The organism is Rhodanobacter thiooxydans (genome assembly GCF_030291135.1).
In the GTDB taxonomy this organism is placed as follows: Bacteria; Pseudomonadota; Gammaproteobacteria; order Xanthomonadales; family Rhodanobacteraceae; genus Rhodanobacter; species Rhodanobacter thiooxydans_A.
Map to the genome: position 1 here is coordinate 248,230 of NZ_CP127409.1, position 17,730 is coordinate 265,959.

General features: G+C 68.4%; 16 protein-coding genes. 12 read left to right on the forward strand and 4 right to left on the reverse strand.

What is annotated here, in order from left to right; translation table 11 throughout:
* Positions 1-20 precede the first annotated feature (20 nt).
* Positions 21-533, forward strand: coding sequence for a hypothetical protein (locus tag QQA13_RS01005; RefSeq protein ID WP_108472126.1), 513 nt, complete (start codon positions 21-23; stop codon positions 531-533).
* A gap of 204 nt (positions 534-737) precedes the next feature.
* Here the strand turns inward: QQA13_RS01005 and mnmG are convergent, their stop codons facing one another.
* Entirely contained in the window at positions 738-2,612 is a 1,875-nt protein-coding gene (gene mnmG / locus QQA13_RS01010; protein ID WP_108472125.1) for a tRNA uridine-5-carboxymethylaminomethyl(34) synthesis enzyme MnmG, read from the reverse strand.
* 598 nt (positions 2,613-3,210) lie between these two features.
* Between mnmG and QQA13_RS01015 the strand changes: the two genes are divergently transcribed.
* Positions 3,211-3,396 carry a hypothetical protein gene (locus tag QQA13_RS01015; RefSeq protein WP_108472124.1) on the forward strand — a complete coding sequence of 62 codons (186 nt, stop codon included), beginning with the start codon at positions 3,211-3,213 and terminating at the stop codon, positions 3,394-3,396.
* Between the two features lie 86 nt (positions 3,397-3,482).
* Here QQA13_RS01015 and pepN read toward each other — a convergent pair whose 3' ends face one another.
* Positions 3,483-6,134, reverse strand: coding sequence for an aminopeptidase N (gene pepN, locus QQA13_RS01020; protein ID WP_108472123.1), 2,652 nt, complete (start codon positions 6,132-6,134; stop codon positions 3,483-3,485).
* Between the two features lie 68 nt (positions 6,135-6,202).
* On the opposite strand from pepN, the gene QQA13_RS01025 reads away from it, so the two are divergent.
* On the forward strand, positions 6,203-7,204 hold the full coding sequence (locus QQA13_RS01025; RefSeq protein WP_108472122.1) for an aldose 1-epimerase: 1,002 nt from the start codon (positions 6,203-6,205) through the stop codon (positions 7,202-7,204).
* The gene (locus tag QQA13_RS01030) at positions 7,204-8,151 is read left to right on the forward strand and encodes a pyridoxal-phosphate dependent enzyme (protein WP_108472121.1); all 948 of its coding nucleotides are present in this window, start codon (positions 7,204-7,206) and stop codon (positions 8,149-8,151) included. Before QQA13_RS01025 ends, QQA13_RS01030 begins: the two co-directional genes overlap by 1 nt.
* Positions 8,152-8,164: 13 nt before the next feature.
* On the opposite strand, the gene QQA13_RS01035 is transcribed toward QQA13_RS01030, so the two are convergent.
* Positions 8,165-9,283 (reverse strand): sterol desaturase family protein, encoded by a 1,119-nt coding sequence (locus tag QQA13_RS01035; protein WP_108472120.1) that lies wholly within the window; start codon positions 9,281-9,283, stop codon positions 8,165-8,167.
* 68 nt (positions 9,284-9,351) lie between these two features.
* Positions 9,352-10,233, reverse strand: coding sequence for a DMT family transporter (locus QQA13_RS01040; protein ID WP_108472119.1), 882 nt, complete (start codon positions 10,231-10,233; stop codon positions 9,352-9,354).
* A 79-nt stretch (positions 10,234-10,312) separates the two neighbouring features.
* Here QQA13_RS01040 and QQA13_RS01045 point away from each other — a divergent pair, with 79 nt between their 5' ends.
* The 8 genes from QQA13_RS01045 to QQA13_RS01080 all read left to right on the forward strand — a co-directional run bounded on the left by QQA13_RS01045 (position 10,313) and on the right by QQA13_RS01080 (position 17,730).
* Positions 10,313-10,894 carry a DNA-3-methyladenine glycosylase I gene (locus QQA13_RS01045; RefSeq protein ID WP_108472118.1) on the forward strand — a complete coding sequence of 194 codons (582 nt, stop codon included), beginning with the start codon at positions 10,313-10,315 and terminating at the stop codon, positions 10,892-10,894.
* 307 nt (positions 10,895-11,201) lie between these two features.
* Positions 11,202-11,978, forward strand: coding sequence for a hypothetical protein (locus QQA13_RS01050; protein ID WP_108472117.1), 777 nt, complete (start codon positions 11,202-11,204; stop codon positions 11,976-11,978).
* A gap of 89 nt (positions 11,979-12,067) precedes the next feature.
* On the forward strand, positions 12,068-12,907 hold the full coding sequence (locus QQA13_RS01055; protein WP_108472116.1) for a hypothetical protein: 840 nt from the start codon (positions 12,068-12,070) through the stop codon (positions 12,905-12,907).
* Positions 12,908-13,171: 264 nt separating this feature from the next.
* Entirely contained in the window at positions 13,172-14,008 is an 837-nt protein-coding gene (gene rhtA, locus QQA13_RS01060) for a threonine/homoserine exporter RhtA (protein WP_234411360.1), read from the forward strand.
* Positions 14,009-14,119: 111 nt separating this feature from the next.
* Positions 14,120-14,626 (forward strand): nuclear transport factor 2 family protein, encoded by a 507-nt coding sequence (locus tag QQA13_RS01065; protein WP_108472115.1) that lies wholly within the window; start codon positions 14,120-14,122, stop codon positions 14,624-14,626.
* Positions 14,627-14,671: 45 nt separating this feature from the next.
* Positions 14,672-15,739 carry a sensor histidine kinase gene (locus QQA13_RS01070; protein WP_199909845.1) on the forward strand — a complete coding sequence of 356 codons (1,068 nt, stop codon included), beginning with the start codon at positions 14,672-14,674 and terminating at the stop codon, positions 15,737-15,739.
* The gene (locus QQA13_RS01075) at positions 15,736-16,479 is read left to right on the forward strand and encodes a LytR/AlgR family response regulator transcription factor (RefSeq protein WP_108472114.1); all 744 of its coding nucleotides are present in this window, start codon (positions 15,736-15,738) and stop codon (positions 16,477-16,479) included. The genes QQA13_RS01070 and QQA13_RS01075 overlap by 4 nt, the downstream gene beginning before the upstream one ends.
* 123 nt (positions 16,480-16,602) lie before the next feature.
* Positions 16,603-17,730, forward strand: coding sequence for an acyltransferase family protein (locus QQA13_RS01080; protein ID WP_108472113.1), 1,128 nt, complete (start codon positions 16,603-16,605; stop codon positions 17,728-17,730).

Genomic DNA, 17,730 nt, shown 5'->3' on the forward strand with positions numbered 1-17,730 from the left:
GGATCCACCTGGAGGCTTATATGAAACACACGATCATTGCTTCAATCGTCGCGCTCGGTCTGGCCTGCGCCAGCGGCGGCAGCATCGCCCAGGACCAGTCGCGAACGGCCAGCTTGCAGAACATCATGGTCACCGCGCCAGCGGGCCAATACGAGACCTACACGGTCGACCTGAACACGGGCTTCGGGTTGAAGGTGCTCGTCGGCAACAGGCATGGGCAGTACATGGAAGCACGGCGTGCGACGGAGAGCCTGGAAGGCCTGCGCAAGCAGGGCATGGCCCAGTCGCCTTTCGTCAATGTGGCCATCGACAACTCACCTGGCGAAAGCCACGCCTGGAAAATTTTGTTGTCCGACCGTGCACGGCGGACGCTGGCCATCGTCGACGTGTATTGCAAGCACTTCGTCAGGAATGATGGCAAACAGTGCCGGCTGGTTCCCCGGCCGGTTTCGGGGAGTTCGGACAACCAGCTGGCGGCATCGACCGAGACAAGGGGCGCATCACTTGCCGAGGTACAGGCAGGTTCTCGCTAAGCCTGATGCATCGTGCTGGCCGGATGCCTGCGCGGCGCGCTGGTGATCGCCTGCCGAGGGCAGGTTTGCTTTTCCGTGCGGTGACGGGACAAGGGCTGGCGCCGCCATGGCGCCTGCCCCTTGCGTCGGGGCGTGCGCGGCAACTCGCAGGGAAGGAAGTGGCCCGGATGTGCGCGGCGGATGAGCGGAAGCAGGAGAGGTCGATCAAGCGACGCGGCGCTTCAGGTGCACCAGCAGCAGCGAGATCGCGGCTGGGGTGACGCCGCTGACGCGCGCGGCCTGGCCGATGGTGGCCGGCAACGAACGCTTCAGCTTCAGCAGCACCTCGGCCGACAACCCGCGCACCTTGTCGTAGTCGAAGCCGGCGGGGATCGCGGTGTGCTCGTGGCGACGCTGGCGCTCGATCTCCTCGCGCTGGCGCTCGAGGTAGCCGGCGTACTTCACCTGAACTTCGACCTGCGCGGCGACGTCGTCGCGCTCCACCGCTGGCCCGAGTTCGGGCACGCCGGCAAGCGTCGCGTAATCGAGTTCGGGCCGGCGCAACAGGTCGATGGCGCTGGTTTCGCGGCTGACCACGATGCCCAGCTGGCGTTCGACCGCGGCACCACGGGTGTTCCCCGGAGTCACCCACAGCGTGCCCAGGCGCTGCAGCTCGCGCTCGACCGCGTCGCGCTTGGCACGCAGCGCGTCGAAGCGCGCCGGCGGCACCACGCCCAGCTCGAAACCCTGTTCGGTGAGGCGCAGGTCGGCGTTGTCCTCGCGCAGGTGCAGCCGGTATTCGGCGCGCGAGGTGAACATGCGGTACGGCTCGATGGTGCCGTTGCTGGTGAGGTCGTCGATCAGCACGCCGAGGTAGGCCTCGTCGCGGCGCGGGTACCACGGCGCCTTGCCCTGCACCGCGAGCGCGGCGTTGAGACCGGCAAGCAGGCCCTGCGCGGCGGCTTCCTCGTAGCCGGTGGTGCCGTTGATCTGGCCGGCGAAATACAGGCCGGGGATCGCCTTCGTCTCCAGCCACGGCTGGAGTCCGCGCGGGTCGAAGTAGTCGTACTCGATCGCGTAGCCGGGGCGGGTGATGTGCGCGTGCTCGAAACCCTTGATCGACTGCACCAGCGCCAGCTGCACGTCGTACGGCAGCGAGGTGGAGATGCCATTCGGGTAGATCTCGAACGTATCCAGCCCTTCCGGCTCGATGAAGATCTGGTGTGAGGACTTCTCCGCGAAGCGCACCACCTTGTCCTCGATCGACGGGCAGTAGCGCGGGCCGACGCCCTCGATCTGGCCGGTGTACAGCGGCGAGCGATCCAGCGCGCCGCGGATGATCTCGTGCGTGCGCTCGGCGGTATGCGTGATCCAGCAGCTGACCTGGCGCGGATGCTCGTCGCGCGAACCGAGATAGGAGAACACCGGCGCCGGCGCGTCACCGGGCTGCTCTTCCAGGCCGCTGAAATCGATGCTGCGTCGGTCGATGCGTGGCGGCGTGCCGGTCTTCAGGCGGTCGGCGGCGACCGGCAGCTCGCGCAGCCTTTGCGCCAGCGTGCTGGCCGGCGGGTCGCCGGCGCGGCCACCGGCGTACTGCGCCTGGCCGATGTGGATCTTGCCGGCGAGGAAGGTGCCGGCGGTGAGCACGACGCTGTGCGCGCCGAAGGTGAGCCCCATCTGGGTGACCACGCCGCAGACGCGGCCGCCCTCGATGAGCAGGTCGTCCACCGCCTGCTGGAACAGTTCCAGGTTCGGCTGCGTCTCCACCATCCGGCGGATCGCCGCCTTGTACAGCGCGCGGTCGGCCTGGCAGCGGGTGGCACGCACGGCTGGGCCCTTCGACGCGTTCAGCGTGCGCCACTGGATGCCGGCGCGGTCAGCCGCGTGCGCCATCGCGCCGCCCAGCGCGTCGATCTCCTTCACCAGGTGGCCCTTGCCGATGCCGCCGATGGCGGGATTGCAGCTCATCTGGCCGATCGTCTCGATGCTGTGGCTGAGCAGCAGGGTGCGTGCACCGGTGCGCGCGGCGGCCAGCGCGGCTTCGGTGCCGGCGTGGCCGCCGCCGATCACGATGACGTCGTAGTGGGTCGGGTGGCGCATCAAACTGACCTGAGCGTGCAAAAAGTGACGAAACGGGGCGCCATGGTAACGCCAGCAACGGCTTGCGAGTCGCCAGGGACGGCTGGCACATTTCCTGCTTACGGAGAACCAGCACTTTCAGGGGCAGACGCTGCGCGACCACGCGCGCCGAGATCGGACGGACAGGGGTTCGATCGCGTACCAGGAAAGGAAGCAAGACGGCACCCCTCGGGGTGCCGTCGTCTTTTGCGCGGCCGAAAAGTCTGTCAGGGCCCACAAAGACAAGGCCCCGCGGCTTGGCGGCCGCGGGGCCTTGTGCTGTTAGATCTGACGCCCGGCGGTCTCAGGAACAGGGGGAATCCAGGATGACCGTATTGCCGGGCGCCAGAAACCGGAAATCTGCTGGCGCGAACCACGGTCGTTGCCGTGGAACGTGGGTCGATATTCGCCGCAAATGCGTGAACAAGGGGTGACTGAAAAGGGATTTTGTGTCCGATCGCGGCAGCAGCTGACGTGCTGCGTCAGTCGTGTGATTACGGGCACGAATCGAGCGTGATCCAGATCACGTGTGGCACGGCGGTTGCTTCTCCCCAAGTCACCAACTACTGAGGGATGCGCCATGGACACGAGCTTCGATTTCCAACCGGTTTATCCGCATCACGACCTGCTGGTCGAACTCGGCCGGGTCGAGATGGCCATCGACGGTTTGAGCGACCGCGAAGACAGCGAGCGCGATGCGCTGCAGCCGAGCCTGGAGTCGCGCATGCAGAGCCTGCTCGATGCGCTCGATCATCTGGCCGTCTGAATGAAGCATCCCGCCCGCGTGCGTGGTGGCACCGCCACGCATGCCAGGGCGACTGCGCGGGCCAGGCTTGCTGCCGCCGCGTTCGATCAGTGATTCAGCACACTGTCGATGATCTCGGCCAGGTTGCGGGAAAGCCCGCGATGACCGGCCAGTTCCACGATCGCCGCATGCGCGGCCTCGCGCCGTAGCGGCTCCAGCCGCTGCCAGCCATTGAATGCCGTGGCCAGCCGCGCTGCAACCTGCGGGTTCAGCCCATCCAGCGCCACCAGCCGTTCGGCCAGCAACCGGTAGCCGGCGCCGTCGGTACGGTGGAAGCCGCTCGGGTTGTTGCGCACGAACGCACCCAGCAGCGACTGCACCCGGTTCGGGTTCTTCAGCGTGAATGCGGCGTCGCGCTCCAGCTCGCGTACGCGAGCCAGTGCCGGTTTGCCCGGCAGCTGCGCCTGCACCGCAAACCACTTGTCCAGCGCCAGCGCATTGCCGGCGTGGCGTTCGCGATAATCGCGCAGTGCCGCGGCAGCCTGCGGGGCGTCGTGGCGCACCAGCACGGACAGCGCGGCGAGGCGGTCGGTCATTCCGGGTGCGTCGCGATACTGCGCGGCCGCCAGTTCGCAGGCGCCATCGTGGTCGAGCAGCGCCAGCAGCTCCAGCACGCGGCGCTTGAGCCGGCGACGCGCCTGGCTGAGTGCGTCGAGTTCGATCGTGGCGTGAGCAACCAGCGCCGCGTAACGCTGGCGCAGGGCGGTGGCGCCGAGCCGTTGCGCCAGCCGCTGCTGCAGGGTCTGGCGCAGGCGGTGGATGCGCTGCGGATCGATCGCGCTTTCGCGCTCGGCCAGTTCGACCTCGCCCGGTGGTGTCAGCAGGTCGGCCAGCAGGGCATCGTCGAGGGCCGCGCTGTCGAACAGTTTGGCCAGCGCATCGCACCAGGCCTGCAGGGCGGTACCGACGGTACCGTCGCGCAGGTCCTCGTAGGCGCGTGCGGCCAGCTGCTGGCCGGCTTCCCAGCGGTTGAAACCATCGGCGTCGTGGCCCAGCAGCAGGGCCAGCTCGTCCGGCGTGTAATCGCATTCCAGGATCACCGGCGCGGAGAACCCGCGCAGCAGCGACGGTACCGGCACTGTGGCGACGTTGGTGAAGACGAAGCTCTGCTCGGCGCGGTCGAGCACCACCACCTGTTCGGTGGCGGGTCTGGACGTCTGGCCGTCCATATGTAGCGGCAGCATGTCGCCGCGCTGGGTGAACAGTGCCAGCTTGACCGGGATCGGCAGCGGCGGCCGGGCCTCGGTCGCGGCGGCGCCGGCCATGTGCTGGGCCAGCGTCAGCGTATAGGTGTGGGCGGCCGCGTCGTAGCGGCCCTGCGCCTTCAGTCGCGGCGTGCCGGCCTGGGCGTACCAGGCGAGATAGGGCGAGAGGTCGGTGTCGTTCGCCTCGCCCAGCGCGGCGAGGAAATCCTCCAGCGTGGCGGCGCGACCGTCGTTGCGTGCGAAGTAGCGGTCCATGCCGCGGCGGAAGCCGTCGCGACCCAGCGCGCCGGCCAGCATGCGCACCAGCTCGGCACCCTTCTCGTACACCGTGGCGGTGTAGAAGTTGTTGATCTCGCTGTACTGCGCCGGGCGCACCGGATGCGCCAGCGGGCCGGCGTCCTCGGGGAACTGGGCGCGACGCAGCAGGGCGACGTCCTCGATGCGCTTCAGCGGTGCCGAGTTCATGTCGGCCGAGAAGCTCTGCTCGCGAAACACGGTCAGCCCTTCCTTCAGCGACAGCTGGAACCAGTCGCGGCAGGTGACGCGGTTGCCGCTCCAGTTGTGGAAGTACTCGTGCGCCACCACCGCCTCGACGTGGCGGTACTCCTCGTCGGTGGTCGAGTCCGGCGCGGCCAGCAGGCACTTCGCGTTGAAGATGTTGAGGCCCTTGTTCTCCATCGCGCCCATGTTGAAGTCATGGGTGGCGACCACGTGGAACACATCCAGGTCGTAGTTGCGGCCGTAGGCCTGCTCGTCCCAGCGCATCGCGCGTTCCAGCGCATCCATCGCGTAGTGGCAGCGGTCGATCGCGTCGGCTTCGGCCCAGATCTTCAGTTGCACGGCGCGGCCGTCGGCGGTGACGTAGTCGCGTTCGATCTTTTCCAGATGGCCGGCGACCAGGGCAAACAGGTAGCTCGGCTTCGGATGTGGGTCGACGAAGCGCGCCCAGTGTCGGCCGCCTTCCAGTTCGCCAGCGCCATCCGGGTCGCCGCCGGCCAGCAGCACCGGGAAGCGCGCGCGGTCGGCGCGCAGGGTAACCGTGTAGCGGGACAGCACGTCGGGCCGGTCGGGGAAGAAAGTGATGTGGCGGAAACCCTCGGCCTCGCACTGGGTCAGCAGGAAGCCGCTCTCGCGCGGGCCGGACAGGTACAGGCCTTCCAGCGCGGTGTTCGCCGCCGGGCGCAGCCGCACGCGGGTCTCCAGCACGCTGCCGTCGTGGGCGCCGTCCACTTCCAGCACGTTGCCGGTGTAGCGATAGGCCGTGGCGGGCAGTTGTTCGCCGTCCAGCTTGATCGACAGCAGCTGCAGGTTCTCGCCGTCCAGCCGCAGCGGCGCGTCCTGCGCGGGGTCGCGCCGCAGCAGCAGGCGCGCGGACAACTCGCTGGCGTCGATGCCGAGGTCGAAATCCAGCTCGACCGTCTCGACCCGCCAGGCGGGCGCACGGTAGTCGCTGAGGCGGATCGACGCTGAAGCTTGTTGCGGAAGTGCGTGCATGGGAGAACGGCAACGGGAATGGGGACTGCTCAGGTTAACATGGGGTGTTTCAACGGCAGGAGAACCCCGTGAATGCGACGCGATATGCCGCCGAGCGCAGCCGTCTCGGCGGTCAGGAAATCGTGGTGCTGGCCGATGCCGGTGGCGGTCGGCGTATCCGCATCGCGCGGCATGGTGCGGCCCTGCTCGGCTTCGAGGTGGTCTTCGCCGGCGCCACGCGCGATCTCGCCGATGGCTACCGCGACGCGGCCGAAGTGCCCGCGCGTCTCGGCTCGCGCTTCGCGATCATGGTGCCGTTCGCCGGGCGGATCGCCGATGCGCGCTACCGCTTCGACGGCCAGCCGCAGGACTTGCAGCCCGGCGTCGTCGGCGCCGCGCGCGCCAGCCGGCACGGTTTCGTGCGCGACGTGGACTTCGACATCGCAGCCTTGAGCGCCGACGACAGCGGCGCGCAAGTCACCCTGACCACTTCCGCGATCCGTCCGCAGCCGGGCTATCCGCATGCGATCGACCTCGCCGTGACGTACACCCTGGACGTCGGCGGCCTCACCCTGGAAGCACGCATGCGCAACGTCGGCGACAGCGCGGCGCCGTGTTTCTTCGGCTGGCATCCGTACTTCCGCGTGACCGATGGCGAGATCGACGACTGGCAGCTGCAGATTCCCGCGCAGACCCTGATCCGCACCGGTGCCGACCTGATCGCGCTGGCCGGCGCGGAAGCCTACGTGACGCTGGACGATGCGCCGGCGCTGGATTTCCGCGAGCCGCGGCGGATCGGCGACAGCATCATCGACCAGGGCTACACCGACCTTGACGCCGACGCCGACGGCCGCATCCGCACCCGCCTGCGCGACCCGGCCAGCGGCTTCGCCATCGCGGTGTGGCAGGAGCACGGCGTGATGCACGCGTTCACCGCCGACACGGTGAGCCGCGATGCGCGCCGCGCGGTGGCGCTGGAGCCGATGGAGTGCATGGCCGACGCGTTCAACCGGCCCGAATGCGCCGCGGCGATCCGGCTCGAACCCGGCGCCGAGCGCCGTTTCCGTTGTGGCGTGGAGATCGAGCCGTGATGGATGCCTTGCCCAGCTTCGATGACATCCGCGACGCCGCCGCGCGCATCGCGCCGTACGCGAACGTCACGCCGGTGCTGCGCAGTGCGGCGCTGGACGCCTTGAGCGGCGCCGAGCTGCACTTCAAGTGCGAGAACCTGCAGCGCGGCGGCGCGTTCAAGTTCCGCGGCGCCTGCAATGCGGTGTGGTCGCTCGGCGACGAACAGGCGGCGCGCGGCGTGGTCACCCATTCTTCCGGCAACCACGGCAACGCGCTGGCGCTGGCCGCCGCCACCCGCGGCATTGCTGCGCACGTGGTGGTGCCGGAAGGCGCGGTACGCGCCAAGCTCGAAGCGATCGAGCGCGCTGGCGCGGTGCTGCATCGCTGCGTGCCGACCCAGGCCGCGCGCGAGGCGATGTGCGCCGAGGTGCAGCACGCCACCGGCGCCGAGCTGGTGCACCCGTATGCGGACACCCGGGTGATGGCCGGCCAGGGCACGCTCGCGCTGGAGCTGCTGCGGCAGGTGCCGGAGCTGGATGCGCTGATCACCCCGGTGGGCGGTGGCGGCCTGGCCAGCGGCGTGGCGATCGCCGCGCACGGCATCGATCCGGCCTTGACCCTGTTCGGCGCCGAGCCGCTCGGTGCCGACGACGCGGCGCGCTCGCTGGCGCACGGCACGCGGATCACCACGGTGGTGCCGGACACGGTTTGCGACGGCCTGCGCGCGCTGGTCGGCGAACGTAACCTCGATGCGCTGCGCATGCATCGCGTCGAAGTGATCACGGTCAGCGACGCGGAGACCATCGCGGCGATGCAGCTGTTGTGGTCGGAGCTGAAGCAGGTGGTGGAAGTGTCCAGCGCCACCGTGCTGGCGGCGATCCTCAAACAGCCTCAGCGCTTCGCCGGCCGGCGCGTCGGCGTGGTGTTGACCGGCGGCAACGTGGATCTGCAGACGTTGCCCTGGTAGGCGCGAGGGCGGATCAACCCGGCACGGATTCCACCGCCGCGCTGCCGCTGGCTGGCGCGTCGTCGTCGGGAGTAACGGCGGGCGCATGGCGCGCGAGGGCGTGCAGGTCCAGCTGTCCGACCGGGATCGGCGTGTAGTCCGCGCCGAAGGCCACTTCGCCCGGCCGCCAGCCGGCAGGCTGGCGCACGGCGACCCAGAAACGTCTCAGCGCGGCCCAATGCAGCCCGACCAGGCCGTAGTTGTTGTCGGCGTCGACAAGCGGGTCGCCCACGCCGGTCGGCCGCGGCGGCTCGCCGTACAGCGCCGTGCCGAATAGCACGTCCCAGAACGAGAGGACCTGGCCGTAGTTGCAGTTGTGCAGCGTCGGCCGCTCGGGATCGACCAGCATGTGGTGCAGGCGATGGAATTTCGGGGCGACGAACACGCGGTCGAACACGCGGCCGAAGCCCAGCCGCACGTTGGTGTGCGAGAAGTTCTGCACCAGTTCGCCGAGCAGCATCAGCCAGGCGAACTCGTCCGGGTCCACGCCGATCACCAGGCCCACCGTGGCCAGGATCATCGACTGGATGAAACCGTCCACCAGGCTGCCGCGGTCGTTGGTCCAGCAGCTCATCTGGCGCGTGCTGTGGTGCATGCTGTGCAGCGCCCACCACCACGGGATCGCGTGCTGGGTGCGGTGCATCCAGTAGTACACGAAGTCGTAGATCACGTAGTAGACGGCAAACAGCACGTAGGGATGCTGGTTGAACCACGGCACCCAGTGGGTCAGCGCCAGCGCCGAGCCGGTGCCCGGATCGACCGCATCACCGCCGCCGCCGAACAGGTGGCTGAAGGGCATCAGCACCAGGTAGGTGAACAGCGGGAAGATGCCCAGCAGCATCAGCAGCGTGTAGTTGCGGTCGACCCGGGTCAGCCGGCGGTCGCTCCAGCGCTCGGCCGGAAACCAGGTCTCCAGCGGGCGGAAGACCAGGCCGATGATGCCCACCTGCAGCGCCGCGATCAGCAGCGCGGCGGCGATGTCGTCGGGGCTGCCGCTCAAGCCGTCCAGGTGCAGCGCATCCAGCAGCGGCACCACGGCATGTGCGCTCAGCCAGCTGACCCAGTGTGCCCACAGTTGGGGTAGATCGAACATCGACGTTTCTTCGGTTTCGGCAGCTGCGCATCATATCGCTGCGCGAAAGCCCGCACGCTGAATGGCGCTCAGCGGCGCCGCCGCGCGCCCACGCCGCTGACCGCGACCAGTCCCAGCAGCACGAACACGATGCCGAGCAGTTCCATCGCCGACGGCTGCTCGTGCAGGATCAGCCAGGCCAGCAGCACGCTGACGATCGGCACGCCCAGGCTGGACACGCTGGCTACCGTGGTCGGTAGCCGCTGCAGCACGATCGACCACAACCACCAGGCCAGGCTGGAGGCCAGCAGCACGCTGTAGGTCAGCCCGCCGATGAAGATCCAGTTCCACTCGATCGTGCGCTCCGGCACCGCCAGCGCGATCACGCCGAGCGCGCTGCCGCCCAGCAGCATCTGCCACGCCGTGAGGCTGAGTACCGACGGCGCGTGCCGCTGGAACAACCGCTTGCTGAGCACCGTGCCGGCGGCCCAGGTGATACCGCCGGCGATCGCCAGCGTGGTGCTGAGCGTGCTGCCCATGTTGCGCCACGGCTCGATGATGCACAGCAATCCGAACGCGGCCAGCGCCAGCCCCAGCCAGTGCCGCGCGGTGGGCCGGTCGCCCAGCAGCAGCCAGGCCAGCAGCACCGCCCAGAACGGCATGGTGTAGGCCAACAGCGCCACGTGGCCGGCGCCGCCATCGAGCAGCGCCCACTGCTCCAGCCCCTGGAACGCGGTGGTCTGGCACAGCCCGATCAACAGCGTGGGCAGCAACGGCGGCGGGCGCAGCGATTGCCGCGACAGCAGCAGCGCGGCGAACAGCACGGCGGCGCCGAGCAGGTAGCGCAGCGCGGCGAAGTGGAACGGCCCGGCGTACGCCAGCACCTGTTTCATCACGACCCAGCTGTAGGCCCAGATCAGGATGGTGACGAGCAACGCGGACAGTGCGCCGCGTGATGGCGAGGGGGGCATGGGAAACCGGTACGGAGTGGGGCGACAAGTCTAGCGGCCTGGGTTACGTTGTGCGCCACCCATCGACCTTCCGTCAGCCATGACTGAGACCCCCGAACTTCAACGCTGCCACTGGGCCGCGGGCAGCGATGCGCTGATGCGCAACTACCACGACACCGAGTGGGGCGTGCCGCTGCATGACGACCGCGCGCTGTTCGAGTTCCTCTGCCTTGAAGGCGCCCAGGCCGGCCTGTCCTGGCGTACCGTGCTGGCCAGGCGCGACAACTACCGCAAGGCCTTCCACGATTTCGAGATCGCCCGCGTCGCCGCGATGACCGACCGCGAACTGGAAGAGCGGTTGCTCGATCCGGGCATCATCCGCAATCGCCTGAAGGTCTGGTCCACCCGCGACAACGCAATCGCCGCAACGAAAGTGATCGTGGAATTCGGCAGTCTGGACGGCTATCTGTGGTCGTTCGTCGACGGCAGGCCGCTGCGCAACCGCTGGCGCAGCCAGGCCGAGGTGCCGGCCAGCACGGCACTGTCCGACCGCATGAGCAAGGCGCTGAAGAAACGCGGTTTCCGCTTCGTCGGCAGCACCATCTGCTACTCGCTGCTGCAGGCCACCGGCATGATTGATGACCATCTGGTCGGCTGTTTCCGGCACAACGGGTCACGTTAGGCCGCGTCGCAAAAAGTTTCGATCGGCGCCCGATGCGGGCAATGTGATGGCAAAAATGCCTAGTCGTTCACATAATCGTGAGGAATGATGACGGCTGTTGTTCAGCGCGTGAAATGCATGCTGAACAAGAGCGCTGTCGCCGCTTGTGCGCCGTGCGCGCATGACGCCAAGATGCATGCAGAGACGTCGGCGGCATGCGAATCGGCCGTGCCATGAGGCGGATTCGGAACAGGGGCCTGCCTGCAGGGAAGCACACCGCGTCGTCTTGTCGGCATTCCGCCATCGTTGCATTCTCTGGAGCCATTCCATGACATTCCGTCCTCTCAAACACACGCTGATCTGTGCTGCGGTGCTTGGTGCGTTGTCCCTCGCACCGGTGATGGCGCAAACCGCCGGCACCACGACGACCACGACCACCACCACGGCCACCCATGAATCGGTGACGTTGAGCAACCAGTTCGACACGTTCGCCGGTTCGACCACCAACGCGCAGGCCCTGGTGCAGGGGTTGCGCGACGGCACCGCGATCACGCTCACCGAGCCGGCGCCCACCACCGGCACCGGTACTACCACGGGCACCACGACCACGGTGTCGACCACCTTCACCCCCGCCACCGGCCCGATGGGCTACGGCAACGTGAAGATCGCGCTGTCGCTGGCTGAAGCCAGCCTGGCCAAGGCCGGCATCACCGATCCGACCGCGGCCGAACTCGAGGCCGCGCTGAACGGTGGCACCCTGGTGCTGGCCGACGGCACCAGCATCGATCTCAACGGCGTGCTGGCCGCGCGCGCTGCCGGCGAAGGCTGGGGCCAGATCGCCAACAGCATGGGCTTCAAGCTGGGTGACGTGATGCGTTCGCCGAAGGCCGCCGGCAGCGCTTCGGCGAGCGCGCATGCGCACGCCGGCGTTTCGGTGACCAAGGTCGAGTTCGGCAAAAGCCACCTGGCTGACCGCCCGAGCGCGACCGACCACGCGGGCAAGCCCGATTTTGCCGGCAAGCCGGACTTCGCGAACAAGCCGACGATCCCGGATCGCCCGCAGATTCCGGACCATCCCACCCATGCAGGTCGCCCGGGCGGCTGATTCCGGGCTTCTCCGGCATGTCGTAATCCATGCAGGCCCGGTGTGATGCCGGGCCTGCTGCCATATCTCTTTCAGCAAGGAAACTCTTCATGCGCAACCCACAACACTGGATGATCGTCGGCGGACTGCTGCTGATCGGTGCGCCAGCGGCCCATGCCGCCACGTCGGGCAGCGACCAGTTCAGCCTTGCCGCAGGCGCCGACTACAGCAGCGGCAAGTACGGCACCGACACCACCACCGACATCTGGTCGGTGCCGGTGACGGCGGCGTACCAGACCGACCGCTGGACCTTCAAGCTCACCGTGCCGTACATCAACATCAGCGGCGCGGGCAACGTGATCCCCGGCGTGGGCAAGGTGAACAACGGCAACCCGCTTGGGCGCGGCCTTGGCCACATCATCGGCGGTACCGGCGGCGGCAACACCACCACCACCTCCAGCGGTTCGGCCTCCGGCCTGGGCGACATCACGGCGTCAGCCGGCTACGAGCTGTTCACCAGCGCCGACCGCACCGCCGGCCTGGATCTCACCGGCAAGGTGAAATTCGGCACTGCCGACGAGAACAAGGGCCTGGGCACCGGCAAGAACGATTACGGCCTCTCGCTGGATACCTACAAGGTTGTCGGCGACTGGACCGCGTTCGGTGGCGTGGGCTGGATGAAATACGGCAGCTCGCAGTACATCAAGCTGAAGAACGGCTTCAACGCGAACATCGGTGCCGATTACAAACTCGGCCCCAGCGACAACATCGGCGCGTACTACTACTACCGCGAGCGGATCGCCGATGGCGGCGCCCCGCAAAGCGAAGTCACCGGCTACTGGAACCACAAGTTCAACGACAGCCTGCGCGTGCAGGCCTACGCGCTTGCCGGCTTCGCCAACGGCAGTCCGGATTACGGCGTGGGCGCGTCGCTGAAGTACAGCTTCTGATCGACCGGGCTTCGTGCGCCTTGCGCACGAAGCCCGCATGCGGGTGTGTTATTTGCGCCGCGATGCGTGCATGGCGGTGAGGGGCCGTGCCGCGGGATACGCGGCACGGCTGGCCGATCGGTGGACCCCCCAGGTGTGCGCAGCCCTGCGGGTGACAGCGGTGGGCTTTGCGCACGGCGACGGGCATCATTGGCCACCCGTTTCCTGCCGGCTTTGTCCGTGTCCCCACGTTCCGATTACGCCCCGGTGCTGTTCGCCGTCGCCATGCTGCTGGTCAGCATGGTGTCGTACCAGTGCGGCGCCGCGCTGGCCAAGCAGCTGTTTCCGCTGATCGGCGCGCAGGGCGCCACGGCGTGCCGGCTGGGGCTGGGTGCGCTGATCCTGCTGCTGGTGCGGCGACCCTGGCGTTCGCCGCGACGCGTGCGCGACGTGCGCGCGCTATGGGGTTACGGCCTGTCGATCGGCGCGATGAACCTGGTGTTCTACATGTCGCTGCGCACGATTCCGCTGGGCATCGCGGTGGCGCTCGAATTCACCGGGCCGCTCGCGCTGGCGTTGTTCGGCTCGCGCCGGTGGCTGGATTTCGCGTGGATCGCGCTGGTGCTGGCGGGGTTGGCCCTGCTGCTGCCGCTGCGCGCCCAGGCACAGGCGCTCGATCCAGTGGGCATGATGTATGCGCTGGCCGCGGGCGTGGGCTGGGCGCTGTACATCGTGCTGGGCCAGAGGGCGGGTGCAGCGCATGGCGCGGACACGGTGACCCTGGGTACCTGCATCGCGGCATTGCTGGCCATTCCGTTCGGGGTCGTGCACGCGGGCAGCGCGCTGTTCGCGCCGGCGCTGCTGCCGCTGGCGCTGGGCGTGGCGGTGCTCAGTTCGGCCTTGCCGTATTCGCTGGAGATGCTGGCGCTGACCCGCCTGCCCACGCGCACGTTCGGCACCTTGCTGAGCCTGGAGCCGGCCATCGCGGCCGTCGCCGGCGTCGGCTTTCTCGGCGAGCAGCTGAGCGCGCTGCAGTGGCTGGCGATCGCGGCGATCATCGTGGCCGCGGCCGGCACGGCACTGAGCGTGCGCCAGCCGGTGGCCGAGCCGCCGCCCAACTGAGCACCCACGTTCGCTTCGTCGACGACCGGGCACGGCCTGGCGCAAGACGCTGGCGACTTCGCCGTGCATGCGACTTCAATGCGGCTCCGACCCCACCTGAGGACAAGGCGCATGAAGAAGATCGTGATGGCTTCCGGTTTGTGGATGGTGCTGGCATGTGCAAGCCTGCCGGGCACGGCACGGGCCGCCGATGACGTCCAGGCAAAGGCGCAGATCGGGCAACTGGTCGAGCGCTTCCAGGCCGCCATCATCGCGCACGACAAGACGGCGCTCGAAGGGATGTTCGTTGCCGACGGCGGTTCCTGGTTCGAGGTGCTGGGCGAGGATGCCTACCGGCAGATCAAGGCGAAGAAGCCGGATCTGTCGCGCGTCCACGCCGACAACTATCGCCACTTCGCCGCCTTCATCGGCGACAGCAAGCAGCGCATCGAGGAGCAGTTCTCCAACGTGCGCATCCAGACCGACGGCGCGGTGGCGTCGGTGTACTTCGACTTCATCTTCCTGGTTGATGGCAGGCGCAACAACGTCGGCAGCGAAACCTGGCAGCTGGTGCACACGGGCGAGGGCTGGAAGATCAGCGCGATGGCCTATTCGAGCTATCCGGATCGCACGCGTTAAAGTGGCGAACAGGGCGTGGGCCGCGCGCCGTTTCAGGGAATCCACATGATGCGTGTCGCCACCGCCCGTGAGGGGGCGGCTTCCATCTGGCTGCCGTGGCTGGCCGGCGCACCGCTGGTGCTGTGCATGACGGTGATGGCCTTGCCGGAGATCGGCCACGGCCATGCGCTGGCGTTTCGCGGCGTGTATGCGCTTGCCTACCTGCTGTGGACGCTGCCGCTGGTCGTCGTGCAGCGTGCGCTGCAGCGTCGCGTGTCGTGGCCGGTGAGCGTGCTCGCGCTGCTGGCGCTGACCTACCTGATGTCGATCGCCAACAACGCGCTGGCCCTGCTGCTGGCGGTGCACTGGAAGGCGGTGCCGGCGTATGACTGGCATCGCCTGTTCGGCGGGCTGGACGGCTGCTGGCTGGCGCTGATCGCGTTCTGCGCGATCCATGCCGTGGTCGATCGCTACCGCGCGCTGGAGGCCGAGCGCGAGCGCGTACGCGAGGCACTGGCGCTGGCCCGTGACGCCGAGTTGCGCGCGTTGCGCTACCAGCTGCATCCGCACTTCCTGTTCAACACGCTCAATGCCGTCTCCACCTTGGTCGCCGAGCAGCGCGGCGCCGATGCCAACCGCATGCTGGCGCGCCTGGCCGACCTGCTGCGCGCCACGCTGGAACGCAGCGAGGTGCACGAGGTGTCGCTGGCCGAGGAACTGGCGCTGACCGGTCACTACCTGGACATCGAGAAGATCCGGCTGGGCGACCGGCTGACCCTGGACCTGCGGGTCGGCGCCGACTTGTTGCACGCCGCGGTGCCCGCGCTGTTGCTGCAGCCGCTGGTGGAGAATGCGATTCGCCACGGCATCGCGTCGCGCGCCGAGGGCGGACGGCTGGCCTTGCACGTCGAACGCGTGGACGGGCGCCTGCATCTGCGCCTGCGCAACAACGGCGTGGCGTCGGTGGCCGGAACCGATGCGGGGTCACGCTCAGCGATCGGCCTGAGCAATGTGCGTGAACGGCTCGCGCATCTCTATGGCGCCGGGCATGACTTCGATTTTTCACTCGCGGCCAATGGCGATTGCACGGTCGAGATCAGCCTGCCGTTCCGCACGCTGGCGGCGGCGGCATGAAGCTGCGCGTGCTCATCGTCGACGACGAACCGCTGGCACGCGGCGGCGTGCGCGCCCGGCTGGCCGACCATGCCGACGTCACCGTGGTCGGCGAATGCAGCGATGGCCCCACGGCGCTCGCCGCGCTGCAGTCGCAATCGCCGGACCTGGTCTTCATCGACGTGGAGATGCCGGGCCTGAGCGGACTGGAGGTGCTGGAAGCCGTGCCATCGCAGCAGCGTCCGCTGGTGGTGCTGCTGACCGCTTACGAGCAATTCGCGCTGCGCGCGTTCGAACTGCGTGCGCTGGATTACCTGCTGAAGCCGATCGACGACGATCGTTTCGCCGATGCGCTGGACCGCGCGCGGCAGGCGCTGGCGCTGCGTCGTGGTGCCGGGGCTGCTGCGCAGGTGCCGCGTTACGCCACGCGTTTCCAGGTGCGGCTCGGCCATCGCGTGCAACTGGTGCATGCGGACGCGATCGACTGGATCGAGGCGCAGGGCGACTACGCCGGCCTGCACGTGGGTGGCCAGCTGCACCTGTTGCGCGAGCCGCTGCAGCGGCTGGGCCACCGGCTCGATCCGGCGCGGTTCGCCCGCATCCACCGTTCGAGCATCGTGCGGCTGGATCGGGTGGCGGAGTTGCAGGCGCTGTCCAACCGCGACCATCTGCTGCGTCTGCGCGACGGCACCGTGCTGCGCGCCAGCCGTACCTACGTCGATGCGTTGCGCGCGGCGCTGCTGGCCGGCGAACCCGCCTAGCGGTGCAAACCAGGCTGTTGTCATGCGATTGCCCGCCGTTTGCCCCGGCCTTGCCCGCATCGACGCGGTTCGTTTTGCCAGACTCCAGGCCTCCCACGCTTCACCACCCCACCAGGAAGCACCATGCAGCGACTCCCCGGACTGGACCTGCTGCGCGCCTGGGCGATCGTGTGGGTGATGCTGTTCCATTCCTACATCGTGGGCGGCGTCGGCGAGCAGGTCGCCTGGCTGGCGAACTACGGCTGGATGGGCGTGGACCTGTTCTTCGTGCTCAGCGGCTATCTGATCGGCTACCAGCTGCTCGCGCCGCTGGGTCGTGGTGAACCGCTGGCGTGGCGGGATTTCTACCGTCGCCGCGGGTTCCGCATCCTGCCGGCGTTTCTTGCGGTGCTGGCGGTGTACGTCGCCTGGCCGGCGGCGCGCGAGGCGCCGGGTCTGCAGCCGGCCTGGCAGTTCCTCAGCTTCACCCTCAACCTGCTGATCGACTACCAGCACAACCAGGCGTTCTCGCATGCGTGGTCGCTGTGCGTGGAGGAACATTTCTACCTGGTGTTCCCGTGGCTGGCCTGGTGGCTGATGCGGCGCCCTTCGCCGCGCCGCGCGCTGGCGGTGGGCCTGGGCGTGGTCGGTTTCGGGATGATCGTGCGCGGCTACGTGTGGCTGCACGACATGGCGCCGGTGCGCGAGATGGCCGGGCCGGCGTTCGGACTGCGCTTCGTCGAAGACATCTATTACCCGACCTGGGCGCGGCTGGACGGTTTGCTCGCAGGCGTGGCGCTGGCGGCGTTGCGGGTCCGTCGACCGCAGGCATGGATGCGCTGGCAGACGCATCGCGGCCGCCTGTTCGTGGCGGCTGCCGGGCTGTTCGCGCTGGCCTTGTGGCTGTTCCGCGATCGCCTGGGGTTCTGGCCGTCGGTGCTCGGTTATCCGCTGCTGTCGCTGGCGCTGGCCCTGGGGGTGATGGCCGCCATCGGCTTGCCCGCGCGCTGGCAGGTGCCGGGTGCGGGCTGGCTGGCGCGGATTTCCTACAGCCTCTACCTCAGCCACAAGCTGGCGCTGCATGCGGTGGCGACCTGGCTTGTGCAGCCCGGGCAGGTGCACGGGCTGGCAGTGTTCGCGCTGTACGCCCTGGGCGTGCTGGCCGTCGGCGCCACGCTGCACTACGTGGTGGAACAGCCGTTCCTGCGCTGGCGCGATCGCATCGATACCCGGCAGCTGGCGCAAGTGGCGCCTGCTGCCGTCGCTTCGTGA

Coding starts and splice junctions, on each gene's coding strand:
- QQA13_RS01005 (WP_108472126.1), top strand. CDS start 21: ATGAAACACACGATCATTGCTTCAATCGTCGCGCTCGGTCTGGCCTGC.
- mnmG (WP_108472125.1), bottom strand. CDS start 2,612: ATGCGCCACCCGACCCACTACGACGTCATCGTGATCGGCGGCGGCCAC.
- QQA13_RS01015 (WP_108472124.1), top strand. CDS start 3,211: ATGGACACGAGCTTCGATTTCCAACCGGTTTATCCGCATCACGACCTG.
- pepN (WP_108472123.1), bottom strand. CDS start 6,134: ATGCACGCACTTCCGCAACAAGCTTCAGCGTCGATCCGCCTCAGCGAC.
- QQA13_RS01030 (WP_108472121.1), top strand. CDS start 7,204: ATGGATGCCTTGCCCAGCTTCGATGACATCCGCGACGCCGCCGCGCGC.
- QQA13_RS01035 (WP_108472120.1), bottom strand. CDS start 9,283: ATGTTCGATCTACCCCAACTGTGGGCACACTGGGTCAGCTGGCTGAGC.
- QQA13_RS01040 (WP_108472119.1), bottom strand. CDS start 10,233: ATGCCCCCCTCGCCATCACGCGGCGCACTGTCCGCGTTGCTCGTCACC.
- QQA13_RS01045 (WP_108472118.1), top strand. CDS start 10,313: ATGACTGAGACCCCCGAACTTCAACGCTGCCACTGGGCCGCGGGCAGC.
- QQA13_RS01050 (WP_108472117.1), top strand. CDS start 11,202: ATGACATTCCGTCCTCTCAAACACACGCTGATCTGTGCTGCGGTGCTT.
- QQA13_RS01055 (WP_108472116.1), top strand. CDS start 12,068: ATGCGCAACCCACAACACTGGATGATCGTCGGCGGACTGCTGCTGATC.
- rhtA (WP_234411360.1), top strand. CDS start 13,172: ATGCTGCTGGTCAGCATGGTGTCGTACCAGTGCGGCGCCGCGCTGGCC.
- QQA13_RS01065 (WP_108472115.1), top strand. CDS start 14,120: ATGAAGAAGATCGTGATGGCTTCCGGTTTGTGGATGGTGCTGGCATGT.
- QQA13_RS01070 (WP_199909845.1), top strand. CDS start 14,672: ATGATGCGTGTCGCCACCGCCCGTGAGGGGGCGGCTTCCATCTGGCTG.
- QQA13_RS01075 (WP_108472114.1), top strand. CDS start 15,736: ATGAAGCTGCGCGTGCTCATCGTCGACGACGAACCGCTGGCACGCGGC.
- QQA13_RS01080 (WP_108472113.1), top strand. CDS start 16,603: ATGCAGCGACTCCCCGGACTGGACCTGCTGCGCGCCTGGGCGATCGTG.